Annotated in this window: 12 protein-coding genes; 5 read left to right on the top strand and 7 right to left on the bottom strand. The window is 44.7% G+C overall.

From position 1 onward, the window contains the following. Positions 1–85 precede the first annotated feature (85 nt). Together NDA06_RS00325 and NDA06_RS00320 are read right to left on the bottom strand one after the other, a co-directional pair. A complete protein-coding gene (locus tag NDA06_RS00325) occupies positions 86–1,090 on the bottom strand; it encodes a photosynthesis system II assembly factor Ycf48 (protein ID WP_190529851.1) in 1,005 nt (334 codons plus the stop codon). A 99-nt stretch (positions 1,091–1,189) separates the two neighbouring features. Further along, positions 1,190–1,525 (bottom strand): rubredoxin, encoded by a 336-nt coding sequence (locus NDA06_RS00320; RefSeq protein WP_190986334.1) that lies wholly within the window; start codon positions 1,523–1,525, stop codon positions 1,190–1,192. Between the two features lie 320 nt (positions 1,526–1,845). On the opposite strand from NDA06_RS00320, the gene ndhC reads away from it, so the two are divergent. The 4 genes from ndhC to NDA06_RS00300 all read left to right on the top strand — a co-directional run bounded on the left by ndhC (position 1,846) and on the right by NDA06_RS00300 (position 5,351). Continuing rightward, positions 1,846–2,208: a photosynthetic/respiratory NAD(P)H-quinone oxidoreductase subunit C gene (gene ndhC, locus NDA06_RS00315; RefSeq protein WP_190411000.1), complete on the top strand. Its 363-nt coding sequence runs from the start codon at positions 1,846–1,848 to the stop codon at positions 2,206–2,208. Beyond that, the gene (locus NDA06_RS00310) at positions 2,205–2,951 is read left to right on the top strand and encodes an NADH dehydrogenase subunit K (RefSeq protein ID WP_206753379.1); all 747 of its coding nucleotides are present in this window, start codon (positions 2,205–2,207) and stop codon (positions 2,949–2,951) included. Before ndhC ends, NDA06_RS00310 begins: the two co-directional genes overlap by 4 nt. Then, positions 2,944–3,483 carry an NAD(P)H-quinone oxidoreductase subunit J gene (locus tag NDA06_RS00305; protein WP_190411002.1) on the top strand — a complete coding sequence of 180 codons (540 nt, stop codon included), beginning with the start codon at positions 2,944–2,946 and terminating at the stop codon, positions 3,481–3,483. The genes NDA06_RS00310 and NDA06_RS00305 overlap by 8 nt, the downstream gene beginning before the upstream one ends. A 470-nt stretch (positions 3,484–3,953) precedes the next feature. After that, a complete protein-coding gene (locus NDA06_RS00300) occupies positions 3,954–5,351 on the top strand; it encodes a DNA phosphorothioation system restriction enzyme (protein WP_348251668.1) in 1,398 nt (465 codons plus the stop codon). Positions 5,352–5,586: 235 nt separating this feature from the next. On the opposite strand, the gene dndD is transcribed toward NDA06_RS00300, so the two are convergent. From dndD to dndB, 4 genes are all read right to left on the bottom strand, one after another. Next, the gene (dndD, locus tag NDA06_RS00295; protein ID WP_190986474.1) at positions 5,587–7,572 is read right to left on the bottom strand and encodes a DNA sulfur modification protein DndD; all 1,986 of its coding nucleotides are present in this window, start codon (positions 7,570–7,572) and stop codon (positions 5,587–5,589) included. A 58-nt stretch (positions 7,573–7,630) separates the two neighbouring features. Beyond that, positions 7,631–9,184, bottom strand: a complete 1,554-nt coding sequence (gene dndC / locus NDA06_RS00290; protein ID WP_347277044.1) for a DNA phosphorothioation system sulfurtransferase DndC — start codon at positions 9,182–9,184, stop codon at positions 7,631–7,633. Positions 9,185–9,266: 82 nt separating this feature from the next. After that, entirely contained in the window at positions 9,267–10,523 is a 1,257-nt protein-coding gene (locus NDA06_RS00285) for a DNA sulfur modification protein DndB (RefSeq protein WP_190986477.1), read from the bottom strand. 193 nt (positions 10,524–10,716) lie between these two features. Next, positions 10,717–11,820 (bottom strand): DNA sulfur modification protein DndB, encoded by a 1,104-nt coding sequence (gene dndB, locus NDA06_RS00280; protein ID WP_190986473.1) that lies wholly within the window; start codon positions 11,818–11,820, stop codon positions 10,717–10,719. 129 nt (positions 11,821–11,949) lie between these two features. On the opposite strand from dndB, the gene NDA06_RS00275 reads away from it, so the two are divergent. Beyond that, entirely contained in the window at positions 11,950–13,551 is a 1,602-nt protein-coding gene (locus tag NDA06_RS00275) for a DGQHR domain-containing protein (protein ID WP_190534471.1), read from the top strand. Between the two features lie 121 nt (positions 13,552–13,672). On the opposite strand, the gene NDA06_RS00270 is transcribed toward NDA06_RS00275, so the two are convergent. Continuing rightward, positions 13,673–14,716, bottom strand: coding sequence for an endonuclease/exonuclease/phosphatase family protein (locus NDA06_RS00270; RefSeq protein WP_190986472.1), 1,044 nt, complete (start codon positions 14,714–14,716; stop codon positions 13,673–13,675). Between the last annotated feature and the right edge of the window lie 113 nt (positions 14,717–14,829).

The following is a 14,829-nucleotide window of genomic DNA, read 5'->3' as shown; positions in this document are numbered from 1 at the left end:
AAAAGCTAACTTAATTATGATACGAAACTCGGTAGAGAGTCACAAGCAAAGCATTAGTTGTATGACAACAATCTTGCTTTCCTCTTCAAGCCGCTTGCGACGAACCTTCGTATTTCAACAAAACACCTCGCTGACCTATGATAAATCCTTGCTGGGGTGTTAGAAACATAATCCTGTAAAGATTGGAAGGGATATCCTCTATCTCGCGAGCTTTTTCCCAAGTTTTGCCGCCATCCAGACTCCGCAGCAAATTTCCACTGCCGCCTGTTACCCAAACTTCCTCAGGTGTCCGGTATGCCAAATCGAGTAAACCCCAACTGGTGGATACCTCAGGGTATTGTGCTTCTTCCCACTCGTCTGTCTTTTCCGGATTGCTAAATTGTAGCTGACCGCCCCGCGCCAGCATCCACAGCCGACCATCTTGTGCAAACCCCATATTCTCCACTCTTCGGGAGCTATTCCGATTATGGGGAACCCAGGCATCTAGACCAGGCTCCCAAGTGGAGTAGAAGTTACCTTTGGCAGACACGGCAACATATTTGCCATCGGGAGAGCGAGACATATTGCGGACAACGCCCACCGCTTCTTGCACCATCGCTCTCCAAGTCTGTCCTGCGTCTTGAGTGCGATAAATTGCCCCAACGTTGGTGCTCATCTCAGCGGAGTTCGGACCGAGTGCCACAATTTTATTGGGTGCCCCCGGTAACTTGTTACTCAGCGCGATGCGAGTCCAAGATTTTCCCCCATCTGTGGTGTGGAGCAAGATAGAGGGTTCGCCTGTAATCCAGCCTTCTTGATCGGCAAAACTCACGCCAGTAAAGCGGTATTGCCGATCTCCCAGTTCCAGGTTTCTAGACTCCCAAGTCTTGCCGCCATCCGTTGTCTCCAACAGTGTGGAGTCACTCCCCACAACCCAGCCATGATTGGGGTCGCCCGTAAAAGCGAGATCCTGTAAGTTTGCCTGTGTTGGTAGAGAAATGGCGTGCCAGGGGCTGTTGCTCACGGAAGGAACTTGACTGCAACTGGCGCAAAAGAGGACAACTGCCAACAATATTGCAATTTGTTTCAGCTTTCTCACAAATAAATTCATACTATCCAGAACTGGTGCGTGCAAATCTTCTACTATACGAGTGTTAATCCAGCGAATGCGGCGGGGATTCGCTTCAGCTTTTGCAAGCTGAGGTTGGTTTTATTGCAAACCATAAAGACTGATAAAGAACAAGAAGCCCAAGGCTAATGCCCCAAAAATGAGAAGATTCTTCTGTCCTGGGGTTAAACGGTTAACGCCTAAACCATAGCTCAGATTTTCCTTGAATCCAGAGGGTGAGCCTACAACGCCAATGTTTTGAAACTGTGTTTTTCGCACCCCACAAATTGGACAGCGCCAGTCTGTTGACAATTCTTCAAAAGATGTCCCTGAGGGAACGTTACTCTTACTATCACCTTTAGTCGGCTCATAAATGTAGCCACAGGCGCGACATTCATAGCGATCTAGTGGTTGGGCATCGACGGCTTGATTGCTCATGGCTCAAGATGAAATTGAGAAGCCAATCTTAAAATGTATGTTAAAAATTATGCCATAAGTAGGGGATTTTCTTAATATTGTTTAGCTTGCCTCTGCCTTGAGGAGAGGACTTCGCTGTCATCCCTCGCTGGCAGTAACCGTTGTCCGCTTCAGTAAGAGCCTTGACTAGAAAAGCTGAACGGGTCAATCAGAAAACAGTATCGATGATCGACGTTCGCTGCCCCGCCACTAGCAACTTTGGCAGAGGCAGGCGCTTTATAATGTATAAATGTGAAGAAGTAATAACAGCCGTCCTTTCATCTGAGTGGTAGTACAAGATCGTGTTTGTCCTCAGTGGGTATGAGTATTTTTTAGGCTTCTTGCTAGCTTCCAGTCTGGTGCCGATTTTGGCGCTGACTGCCTCCAAGCTCCTGCGGCCCAGTGGTAGTAGTCCAGAGCGGCGCACCACTTACGAATCTGGCATGGAACCGATTGGGGGAGCCTGGATTCAGTTCAACATCCGCTATTACATGTTTGCGCTGGTTTTCGTCATTTTTGATGTTGAAACTGTTTTCCTGTATCCGTGGGCCGTTGCCTTCAATCGTCTAGGTGTACTGGCGTTTATTGAAGCTTTGGTCTTTATTGCAATTCTTGTAGTTGCTCTTGTTTATGCGTGGCGCAAAGGAGCCTTGGAATGGTCATGAAATCTAACGGTAACAGTGATATTGCTGCCTTTGAGGCGCAGCAGAAAGAGAAGATCCTTAACCCGATTGAGCGACCTTCTGTTACTCAAGAACTTTCTGAAAATGTCATCCTGACAACGGTTGACGACCTCTACAACTGGTCGCGGCTTTCCAGCCTGTGGCCTCTGTTGTTTGGAACTGCCTGCTGCTTCATCGAAGTGGCAGCGATGATTGGTTCCCGGTTTGACTTTGACAGATTTGGTTTAGTCCCCCGTTCCAGCCCTCGGCAAGCAGATTTAATTATTACTGCTGGCACGATTAACATGAAGATGGCACCGGCTCTGGTGCGCCTTTATGAGCAGATGCCAGATCCCAAGTACGTGATTGCAATGGGAGCCTGCACGATTACTGGCGGGATGTTCAGCGCTGATTCCCCGACTGCGGTGCGGGGTGTGGATAAGCTGATTCCTGTCGATGTCTATTTGCCTGGATGTCCCCCACGTCCGGAAGCGATCATGGATGCGATCATTAAACTGCGGAAGAAAATCGGGAACGATTCTATCCAAGAGCGGGATCAGTTTCAGCAAATCCATCGCTATTACAGCACCACTCACAAGATGCAAGCTGTAGAAACCATCCACGATGGCAAGTATTTACAGTTGGCAACTCGCCAAACTCCGCCGCAAGAGCTGGCGGCAGCGACGGGTATGCCTGTAGCACCAGCACTGTTGACGGCAGAAAAACAGGAGGAACGTCGTGGCTGAAGCAGAATCTCCAGCAGAATCTTCAGGGGAACCCCAAGCAGAATCCCAAATTGTGGAAGCGGGTAAGGTTTCCCTTTGGTTGAAGGAAAACGGTTTTGAGCATCAGGAACTAGAACGCGATCGCAGTGATGTTGAGATCATCAAAGTTGACCGGGACTTCTTGATTCCGATTGCTACAGCTCTCTACGCTTACGGATTTAACTACCTCCAGTGTCAAGGTGGATATGATGCGGGGCCGGGAGAGGAATTGGTTAGCTTCTATCATCTAATCCAAGTGAGCGACAATGCTGACAGACCGGAGGAACTGCGGCTGAAGGTGTTTTTGCCGCGAGATGACGCTAGAGTTCCTTCGGTGTATTGGATTTGGAAGACGGCAGACTGGCAAGAGCGGGAAGCTTTTGATATGTATGGCATCGTCTATGAAGGACACCCGAACCTGAAGCGGCTTTTGATGCCGGAAGATTGGGTAGGCTATCCGTTGCGGAAGGATTATGTCTCGCCTGATTTCTACGAGTTGCAGGATGCTTATTGATTCAGGCAAAAGGCAATTAGTCAAAGAAAGACTTTTTCCGGGTTGACTTGTGGAAAGCACTCACTTTTTGTTTGAAGTGGGTGCTTATTTTTGGCGTAGGAATTAAGTGTAGACTGTATCAAATATCACTTGATTTTTCCTGCGTATTGACATATACTTGAAGAATGGGAATCTGTGCGCCTAGGTAAATTGATTTTTAAGTTAAGTTTGCAGCTATTTGAGTGTAGTGAATACTTAAATTAGCTGGTTAGATAAATAGCGATCGCACCTAACCACTTCCCTGAACCCATAAAATAAATCAACCGCTTGAATGGCAGGGGTAGTGGCGCGTGAAGTTGTCGTCAAAGGGTGTTTATAAAGTCGAAAGTCAGGCAAAAGAGCAATCTGATCGCGTAGCTTCGCCGGTACAGTACAACCTGCAACCGATTAACAGACTTTTAGCAGTTGCTGCTTCTAAGGGAACCTACCATCTGCATCCCTCAGAAGGGCATGAAATACCCCTAGGATGCCCCAGAATACCAGCGTCTTTACAACTGCGACAGTATCAGCAGGAAGCGGTTGCTAGCTGGTTTGCCAATCAAGGCAGAGGAACGCTGAAGATGGCGACGGGGAGTGGAAAGACGATTACGGCGCTAGCGATCGCCACCTCACTCTATCAACAAATTGGCTTGCAAGTGTTGCTGGTAGTGTGTCCCTATCGACATCTGGTGACACAGTGGGCGCGAGAATGCGAGAAATTTGGACTACAGCCAGTTTTAGCTTTTGAGAATGTACGCAACTGGCAGAGTCAGCTATCCACGCACCTATACAATCTGCGTTCTGGCAATCAACGGTTTCTCACACTGATTACAACAAATGCCACCTTGATGAGTGAGGGATTGCAATCTCAACTCAAGTATTTCCCAGACAAAACGCTAATTGTAGGAGATGAAGCGCATAACCTCGGTGCAAGGCAGTTGGAGAAAAGTCTGCCTTCAAGAGTGGGATTAAGACTAGCGCTGTCGGCAACACCAGAACGATATTTTGATGATGAAGGTACGCAATCTTTATTTGATTATTTTGGCAAAGTTTTAGAGCCAGAATTCACTCTGAAAGATGCCATTCAACAGGGGGCGTTGGTGCATTATTTGTACTACCCTATCCTAGTAGAACTCACAGAGGCAGAAGCCCGTGCTTATGTAAAATTAACCGCTAGGATTGGCAGGGCACTGTTATTTCAAGAACGCCAGAACGGTTCTAGCAAAGGCAATTGGGAAGATCGTGAAGAACTCAAGCCGTTGTTGATGCAACGGGCGAGATTAATTGGTGCTGCTACCAACAAGTTAACTGCTTTGCGCGAGTTAATGAGTAAACGCTTGGACACGACGCACACTTTATTTTATTGCGGAGATGGTTCGGTAGAAAGCACGCGCCAATTAAAAGCCGTTGCTAAAATTTTGGGAGAGCAATTGGGATACCGAATCAATACCTACACCGCCCAAACTCCATTATCAGAAAGAGAAAATTTGCGGCGTCAATTTGAGACGGGAGATTTACAAGGTTTGGTGGCGATTCGCTGTCTAGATGAGGGTGTAGATATTCCCGCAATTCAGAATGCTGTAATTTTAGCTAGTAGCAGCAATCCTCGCCAATTTATTCAGCGTCGAGGCCGAATTTTGCGCCCTCACCCAGGCAAGCAACGCGCTACTTTATTCGACATGATTGTAGTGCCGCCAGAGTTAGATCGGGAAACTTTGGAAGTAGAACGCAATTTGTTAAGAAAGGAATTGCGGCGATTTGTAGAGTTTGCTGACTTAGCGGATAATGCGGTCGAAGCTAGAGTTAAATTACTGGATTTACAGAGAAACTACGAGTTGATGGATATGTAATGCTTCGGCTGAATCTAGTATTCCTTAATGGGTTGTAAAAGCAAATATACCTGGCGATTAGAAATCGCGGCTACACAAACAAAGTCCGCCTACGCGGACTTCTGAAACCCGCGTAGGCGGGTTTAGTTGAATAAATGCGAAGCAACTTCTGCCCCCCTTCTTCCGAAGGGGGGTAAGGGGGGTTGGCGTAGATGCGAATTCTATTCGCCCTCTTTACTCACATAGAATTGTGAGATCACCAGAAATAACCGGGTACTACGGTTGTCTGCCGATCGCTTGTGTCATACTTCAGCAGATACTCGTGAGCGATCGCATCCAGTTCTCGCAACCTTTCGGCTTCAGTTTTGCCAACCTCAGTATCGGTGGATAATAGAATCACCTGATGACTCGCAGAGGGAAAATATCGCTCAACTAAATTCTGTCGGTGAGAAGAATCTAGTCGCCCCAGCGGTGTGTCGATTGCTACAGGTAAGTGGTGTCCGGCGACTCGTGCTAATCCCCATAAGAAAGCGATCGCTAGTAATTGCTTTTCTCCGGCTGAGAGGCGATGCTTTGGTACGGGTTGTCCCTGCGGATCGTAAATAGAAAGGCTGAAGGTTTGAGTGTCAATGGCTACGCGATGCACTAGGTCAGATTTGTGCAGAAGATAGCGGAAACACTCGGTTACTTCTATTTCTAATTTATTGAGTTTTTTCAGGGTTAATTTTTCCCGAAATAGCTTTAGAGTCGCTTGGACTTTGGCGACGGAGGCGATAATGTGCTGATTATTTTTTAGCTTGATATTGTCTTCGCTATAGTCTGCTAATTCTTTTTTGGTTTTAGCGATCGCTCTATTTAATTCTTCGCAACGGCGGCTAGCCATTTCATGAGCAACTTGAGCTTTCGCGACTGCATTATTCGCTTCTCTAACAGCGTCTTGTAGTTGTTGATACGCTTCTGGGGAAGCTGCGGCGGATATCTGTCTATCGAGAGCATCTATCTCAATTTCTAGGTTTTCTAGCTCTTCTAGTTTTTCTTTGGCTCTAAACTTAGCGGTATTGATGCCAAAACTTAAGAAATTATCTAGTTCCTTGATTTCTTCTAATTCTGCTAATAACCAGGGGCTTTCCTTGGCAGTAATTTCTTGCTCAAGTTGTTGATTTTCTTGTTCGAGGAAGAACTTAATTTTGTCAAGTTGCTCGGAAACTAATGACAATTCGGAAATATAATTTAAGAGGCGATAGTCTCGTTCTATCAAAACATCCCGTGCGATTTTTTTCTGTTGTTGGCGGCTTTCCTTTTCGGCTTGGGATTTAGCTTGATCAAGCAGGGGAGAAATTAAGGTGAGGGGAAAGCTACCAGCAGCTAATTCTCGCAGCGCTTCCCGCGTTTTTTCTGCCTGGGTTGTGAAATGGTCTTTTTGTTTTTCTAGACGGTTGCGATCGCTCGCAATTTTCCCCCCTTCGTACAGAAATTTTTCAGAGGCTTCACGCTGCTTTTCTTCAGACCTATCTAAGTTATTTCGCAAAGAACCTACTTCTTGGGTTGCAGCTTCTAATTCATCTTTTTGTACATTAAGTCTTTGTTCAATTTCTTCTAAGGTAGCGAGTTCTTTAGCGCTAGCAATTTCTTTGCGCTTACGGCTAACGAGGATATCTAAATCGGCGGATAGACGTTCTGAGAGTTCTAAGCCTAATAGCGATTGAATTGCCCCGACAACTAAGGGGGGTGGAGTGTCTAATTCGGCAAGTTCTTTTACCTGTTCGCCGTCAAACAAAAATAAATTAGAAATTCCCAGCGGTAGTAGGTTTTCAATATATTCGTCCCAGGTGTTGGCAAGGGCTTTATCGGGCCATTCTTCATCTACTAGAATACCGAGACTATCTTTTCCGTCTTTGGGTTCCTTTTCCCAATATCGGACAACTCTTAAAATAGTTGGTTTGTCGTCTTGAATGACCTCGAAAGCTAATTCAATTCGGGCTTTTTCTGTGGGTGGGGTATTGCGGTTGACTGACTGGGTAAGAAAGTCGTTATAGCTTAAGTTGCCGCGTGTAGAACATTGGGCGCGGGAACCGTATAAAGCAAGGCGAATGGCGTCCATCAGGGTCGTTTTACCGCCGCCGTTCATGCCGCCAATTAAGATAATCGGGCGAGTATTTTCATCCGTTTCGGGGCGGAGGTCGATGACTTGTCGCCCCAGATAAGGGCCGAAATTTTGCAGGACGAGTTCAAGAAATATCACAGCTTATTGAGAATAGGTAATCGGTAAAAGCTAATGGGTAATCGGGAATAAACAGCACTTATTCATTAGCGTCATCTGCTTTTGGCGATGGAAATTTCATGCTTGCCCAACTTAGCTGTTTCACTCTATCAATATCGCCTTCTACAACCGCATTTTTTAAGTCGCGCTTCTCGTGGGCATTTTGAATTGCATCTTCTTTCGAGCGAGAACTGCTTTCAAAGCATTTATCCAATTTTTCGTACACGCCACGCCGCGATTTGACCTGAAATTGGCGTTCTGTATCTAGCAGTTTCGCCATCAGTTCTAGGTGCATTTCATCATTGCAGATTTCTTGCAGCACTTCCCATTCATCAGTACCTAGGAGTTTCCTCTCAGCACCAGGACGCTCATCTCGGAAGGGTTCACCTGTAACTTCTTCGTAAATACGCGGCAAACTGTCATCAAATTCATGTTTTTCTTCTAACCAAATGCGGCGAATTTCGCTTAATTCATCCTGGGCAATTAGGGTAATATCGCGCATTTCTGGCGGTGCAGTGCGGCGAATTTGAGTTTGTGCTTCTAAGACTCGCTTCAACCAATGTTCCCGCCAGTATTTGGTATAGGGGCCAGGAATTGGTTCAACTGAAATTTTATCATCAATATTGCGTTCAAAGAGTTCGACTTTACCATAAATGCGGCGGAAGTCTCTCTTCTCACGGTCGTTTTCAATATCTAATTCACGGCGGAAATCTACAAGAGGTTGCAACCACTCTTTCTCTTGATCGTTTTGGATCATTGCACTTAGAGATTTATCGCTATCAACCAGTGTGCAAACCCAGCAACCAAAGCGAGAACTACCACAACTAGGGGTAGAAGTATCAACTACTAAAGGGCATTCATTATCTGCTGTTGCACCTCGATACATCGCAAATAAATCTTTGTTACTGTGTCCCCAAGGATTTTGCCACTGCATTAGATATAGCCAAACTTCATCTGTTCGCCAATCTTCAATAGGGCTGTAAACTAGAGAGTTAGGTAAGCTGGCATTAGGACTGAGGCGATCGCGTACCCGCTTTTCTTCGAGCTTTTTCATCCTAGTAGCACGACTGGTGCTTTCAGCTTTGCGCGTACCCAATATAAGAATAGTTTCGCCACTGATTCGCACAATGTTCCGAATAAAGTGGTTAGACGGATCGATTTTTAAGCGTCCAGTACACCAGCGAAACTTAAGACGTGGTGCAGGATAACCTTTACCAATTAATCCCACCCAATATGTTTTTGAAACTTCTGGTTTCAATAAATGGGGTTCTATGGGCATTTCTTGCTCTTTAGCACTTGCCTTTATCTGCTCTATAGATTTGCGAACCCAAGTAGAAACTATGGGATTTTCTACTAGCGTATCTGTCGTTATTACATAAATTGTCTTAGTTCTTTTTTCTGGTGGAAGTGCTGCGATCGCATTCCAGACCATTTGCAATACTGCTGTGCTGTCTTTTCCGCCACTGTAACCTAAAATCCAAGGTATTTTATCTAGACAATATAGTTCTTGGATTTCTTTGGTTAGCTTTTCTATGTCTTCCACTAATTCCGCAACAGTACGCGGCGGAAATAGTGACATTTGAACTTCTGTCACGCCTGATACTCCTGAAAAGTATTGTCTACTTTTCAGGATACTACTGCCAAGCCCAAGTTTTACATTAAGAATCTATTATGTCTCAGGCAGTCAAGCTAATTCCAGTCCTTTGCTCTACCTCTCGAACAGCTACTTTAATACCTTTGTCCACTGCTGCCGATTGTGTAACTATTTTCCTATTACCTTCGCCATCATCTATCACCACGCTGTTTTCCCAAAGTGCAGAATTACGTCTGTAATCAAGACTTGCTAGGGCATGAATTAGTGTGTTTCGCTGTGCGTCACTAAACTCATTGTTAAAAAAGATACGATGCCCAACGCGACTGATAATTTGAAATCCAACAGTGTTAAAATCAATTCTATCCTGTCGCAAGCTGTACAAATCAAGATTTATAGTTTCTGATGCAGGTTGTAGCAAAGGCTTCCAAACTTCATTGTTCTTCGCAAATTCCATATAAAATATTTTTGCTTTTTCCATCTGCATCTTATACTCACTTTTCTGTTGGTTAGCACGAGATTCGATTACTTGTTTCCGGGATGAACCAAATAAAAACTCAGCTACACCGATCCGGAGTTGGTTCATTGTGAACATATAATTCGGATCTTTTCCAACTGTTTTAGAAATTTTATCAATTCGTTTATCAAAAATAACTAATTGCCTTGAAATATCGCGTGTCAGTTTTGCAAGAACATTAGTAACATCAAATGCTGCTAAGAGTGCAGGTGGAATCGGTTTATTTTTCGCGCAGTCAGCAAAATCCTGGTGTATTTGATCTATATCGTCTTCTTGAACAACTAAAACCGTTACACTGTCATTGCGTAAGCTAGGTCTTTCTGCGCTTGCCTTTTCAATAGCTTTGAGCCGATGCTGACCGTCAGTTACATAAAGCTCTACATTACTAGGAATGACAGCATATCCAAACTTTACTGCTCCTGTACCAAAAGCAAATACCTTAATTGGTGTACTTGAATTGAAGATGAAGGATGGGAGAATGTAATTGTCTGTTTCTAGTAGATACTTAGCAATCTCATCAACGTGCTGACGTATTAGCGGACGGTTAATTAATTCCTCTGCATTATTCTTGTTCTTCTTAGCGTCAGCAGTCTGTAGCCGTGCCATTTCAAGGAGCAGATCCATAGGCAGAGAAAATGCAAGATGGATTCTTCTACCCTGCTCATATACGTGGCACAGGAAGACTCTAGCCCCAGAAGTGCCTGCATCTGCCCACGCTTGGCTTTGGGCTTCCTGCTGAGTTGGAAGTATGACAATGTTGGCACTGGAACGTTTACCGTTGTTGATATCTACTGTAGAGACTGTTTGATAAGGACTGTCAAGCATTACGGTTGCCTCTGGGGTTATCTGTGCTTCTAGAATACCCATTAAAGTACTATTTGTCAAATCCGCAGTTCTATTTCGGACTGCAAGGCGCTTTTAGAGAACCAAAATAGAGCTGCGTAAACGAATAAATATATGTTTTCTGGATATACAGTCCTGGAATAAAATCCTTGTTTTAGAGACGTGGACTATCTGTTCAGGGCACTGTCACCCTTCTTCCCCTGCTTGACATACGGGCATTCTCTAACCGTTCCTCTTCCGGTGTCAGCGGCAAATTCAGGCGCTTTTTAATATAGGCACTCATCTGACTGACACTGGTGCGGGATTTAGAAATCCCACCACTAGACATAATTATCCCTTCCCAATCAGGATTAGAGCGCGACCAGTCGATTTGTTGCAAACCTTCTAAATGTGAGTCCCAGTTTTCCGGGTAAAGCGACAGCAAAGTTGCTCCAATAGCGCCTAAACTAGCGATCGCGATCGCGTGACTATGCACGTAATCCCGCCGGATTTCGCCTGCGCTGACCTTCCCGTGTAGAACTTGCTCCCAAGCTGGGATATAGCGACTAACTGCATTCCAGTAACGGGCTGCTCGTTCAATCTGCTGTTCAGTCTCCTGGCGATCCGTTAGCAGGGCAAGAGTAGCATTATAGATGCTGTTGAGAGTAAATAGCTTGCCGGAGCGAGTAGGCAGCGTACTGCGTTCCGTATCTGTGAGGTTTCTAAAAACCTGGACTTGCTTGACAACTGACCGCACCCAGTTTGTTTTCGCGTCCCGATGATCGTAAAGAATGTTTAGCGATGGATCGGCATCGACTGCATAGCGGTTTAAATCAATAAACATCTGCTGCGATCGCTTTAGACCTATATCTAAAAAGAAGATAACCGCGATCGTTTCATACCCCAGTTCGGGATTTTCTTTCAGCGCCATTTCCAACGCTGCCCGTCGATGTTGCCCGTCATGGATGGCAAAACGCGCATCCATAGGCACTTTCAATCGTCCAATCTTCCGCGCTTCTGCCTCTGTTCCAATCGGTTCAAAAGTGATATCCGCGTCAATCGATGCCGTAATTGCCGAGAAAATGTAGTTAGTCGGATTGTTCAAAATATATCGGGCAATTTCTGGCACGCGGGTGCGGTTGAGCGATCGCTTTGTCCTCATTTCCGGCGGCATTTCCCCATCGTCCAAGGGGAACAGCTTCGGGATAAATCGCACCGGACACATCGAAACGTAGTATTCTCGCCCTGCCTGAATTCCCCGAATCACAGGCAAAACGTACTCAAAGGAGGGGGTAAGCATAAATACCCAGCCTTATTTAGTTTTGGACACGATCTCAGTATACATAAAGTTTTTAAAAACTAGATTTGACACAACAACTTTTGACTGATAGTTTTTAAAAATTGATTAAAATCCCCGGTAAATGTGCCTATGAACAGCCCCAGCAACCCCACAACTGACCTTGCCAGCCAGATTTTGGAACGGGAAAACCAAGAAAAACAAGCGATCGCGCTCCTTTTAGATAGATATCTGGCGCGGAACGACCAATTCCTGGTTCAGAAGATAGAAATGGGCGGCACGGAGGCGTATATCGGTTCGGCAACTCTAGAATGGTTCGCCAGTCGCGTTCGATTCGCGTCTCGCCTACCGCTTTTCCGGCAAAAATTCGACCCAGAGAAAGACAATGTGGAAATCGACGCCGAGAGTATTGAAGAAATTCAGCAACGACCCCTAGATTGGTCGCGTCAAGCGCCCTTGACGCAGTATTTAGCAGCTCGAAAGACTCACAAATTCCCGCCAGTATTAGTAGTGGTCAATCAACCTTGGGTAGACAATCCTAATGCTGCCGAGTGGGATGCAAGCGGACGTGCGATTAAATCTGCTGCTGATTTTATGGCACTAGATAAAGACGGCAAAGTAGGGTTGTTGAACGTTTCCCCAGATGTCACGATTTTTGCCTTGGATGGTCAACATCGACTGATGGGCGTGCAGGGTTTAATGGAGTTACTTCAAACAGGTAAACTTCCACGATATAAAAAAGATAAAAAGCCTTCAGGTGCTGTTATTACAATTGACGATCTCAGACAGAACTATCAGATAGACCCTGCTTATTTGCAAAACTTAGCCAAAGAAAAGATAGGCATTGAATTTATTTCAGCAGTCGTGACTGGAGAGACGCGGGAACAGGCACGACGACGAGTGAGATCCATCTTTGTCCATGTAAATCTCATGGCAGTACCTTTAAGTAAAGGTCAGATGGCACAGCTAGATGAAGATGATGCATTTTCAATTGTTGCCCGAAAAGTTGCTGTCACCCATCCTCTACTAAAAGATATTGACGGGCGCAATCCTCGCGTTAATTGGGATAGCGCAACAGTTGCCGCGAAGTCAACCGTTTTAACTACCCTGCAAGCGCTCAAAGAAATGTCTGAACGCTACTTAGAATACAAATTTCCCAAGTGGAAACCTGTTGGTAAAAAGGGTTTAATTCCCATGCGCCCTGATGATGGAGAACTGGAGGAGGGAATTGAGGAATTTAATCAACTTTTCGACTATTTGACAACTCTGCTCAGCTTTAAAAGGCTAGAAAGTGGCGCAGAAACCCCGGAAATGCGCCGCTTCAATTTTGAAAAAGGTGGCGGGGAAGGAAATATACTTTTCCGCCCGGTTGGGCAAGTTGCCTTAGCTCAAGCTTTAGGAATTTTGGTTTTCAAAAAGGGATTTTCGCTAAAAACTATTTTTGAAAAGCTTCAGAAATACGATGCGGATGATGGCTTCAGCGGCATGGAGTCTCCTGATTCTCTTTGGTATGGCGTTTTGTATGACCCAAATAAAAAGCGGGTTTCAGTTGCCGGAAAGGACTTAGCCGCCAGATTAATTGTCTACTTGCTGGGTGGGGTTGATGATGACATGGAACGTGCAGAAATTCGCCGCGCGGTAGCTGAAGGAAGAACAATAGAAGATAAAGCAATGGGATTTAATGGCAAGTTTGTAGAGCCAAGGCAGGTAGGATTACCGCCAATTTTATCTTGAGCTTTGCCTTCTAGATACGGCTTTCGTGTAACTGAATGAGTTCCTGAGTTCCAGACGCGATTAATTGCGCCTGGAACAAACTATCAAAATTGTCTTGACAGACTAATAGTGATTTTATGACTCAACCAGATTTGAGATAAATGAGTTCTGCTTCTACGGGTAAGTGATCTGAACCTATTGTCGGTAAAACTTTGCTAGAGTGAGAAACCCAATGTTTTGAATACCCAATATAGTCAATTCTGAAGAGGGGATAATTTAATTTTGAAGTTGAGTTTTTAATCAAGAAGCTTAGTTCCCAGCCATGAGGCCAAGTCAAGCCAAAACCTAACCCTGATGTTTGGAAGGAATCTTGCATAACTGTTCTTAAATAATGATAGTCTTGCGACTGGTCTGTCATATTAAAATCACCAGCAACAATAAATGGCTTGGTTTCTTTCTGGAGCCGCTGCACTAAATCCTGAATTTCTGCCGAGCGTTTTGTGTAATCATAAATCGGAATAGTGAGGAAAGGCAAAATTTTCTGGGGACGAATCCAGGGGGATATAACTTGAATATTGTAAACAACTACCTCCTGCTGATTAATTTGGATAATCGCTCGTTGCTGAATTTCTCGATGACCCGCTAGGTGTAAATTTTCGGAGAATAAAATTGGATATTTGCTGAGGATTGCCACGCTTTGGGCATAAACTTGGTAGGGGTAGGATGTCTGTAAGCGGGGAAAAGCTTTTTCAGTATGTCTGCGAACAATTTCTTGTAAACAAATGATATCGGGTTGTTGTTGTTGAATTAATTTAACTAAATTTTGGGAACTGGTTTTATGCCAACTGCTGTTTAAGGATAAAATTCTGATATTAGGCTGGGAACCATTTGATCGTAAAGCGTGAGGAGAAAAGTATTTCAGATGCAACCAACTGACCAGAAAGATGCAAGCAATCCATGAAATAATCGAGAACCATCGTTTTTTTATAATTGAAAATGCCAATAGGGGTAAAATTAATATCGGTAAAAAAATAAAAGGGATAAAGGTGCTAACAAAGCCAACAAGCCAGAAACTATCCCAAAATATTAATCGCAGCAGGAAATACAAGACAATAAATCCTGAGTAGGCGTAAGCCAAAATTTGAGTGCCTAGCTTCAAAATTTGGCAAAATTTAATCGCAATCATTTCCTGGCTTGATTAAATTATTTTGTGTATCGTTGGATGTGTAAAAGATTTTCCCGACGAACCACGTTAGCGTTCGCGTAGCAGCGCGGATGCGCTTAGCTATGCGCGTTAAT

It is taken from the genome of Trichocoleus sp. ST-U1 (assembly GCF_039961835.1).
Lineage (GTDB): Bacteria > Cyanobacteriota > Cyanobacteriia > Cyanobacteriales > FACHB-T130 > FACHB-T130.
The sequence above is the reverse complement of the archived record's forward strand: the minus strand, read 5'-3'. Positions and strand labels throughout refer to the sequence as shown.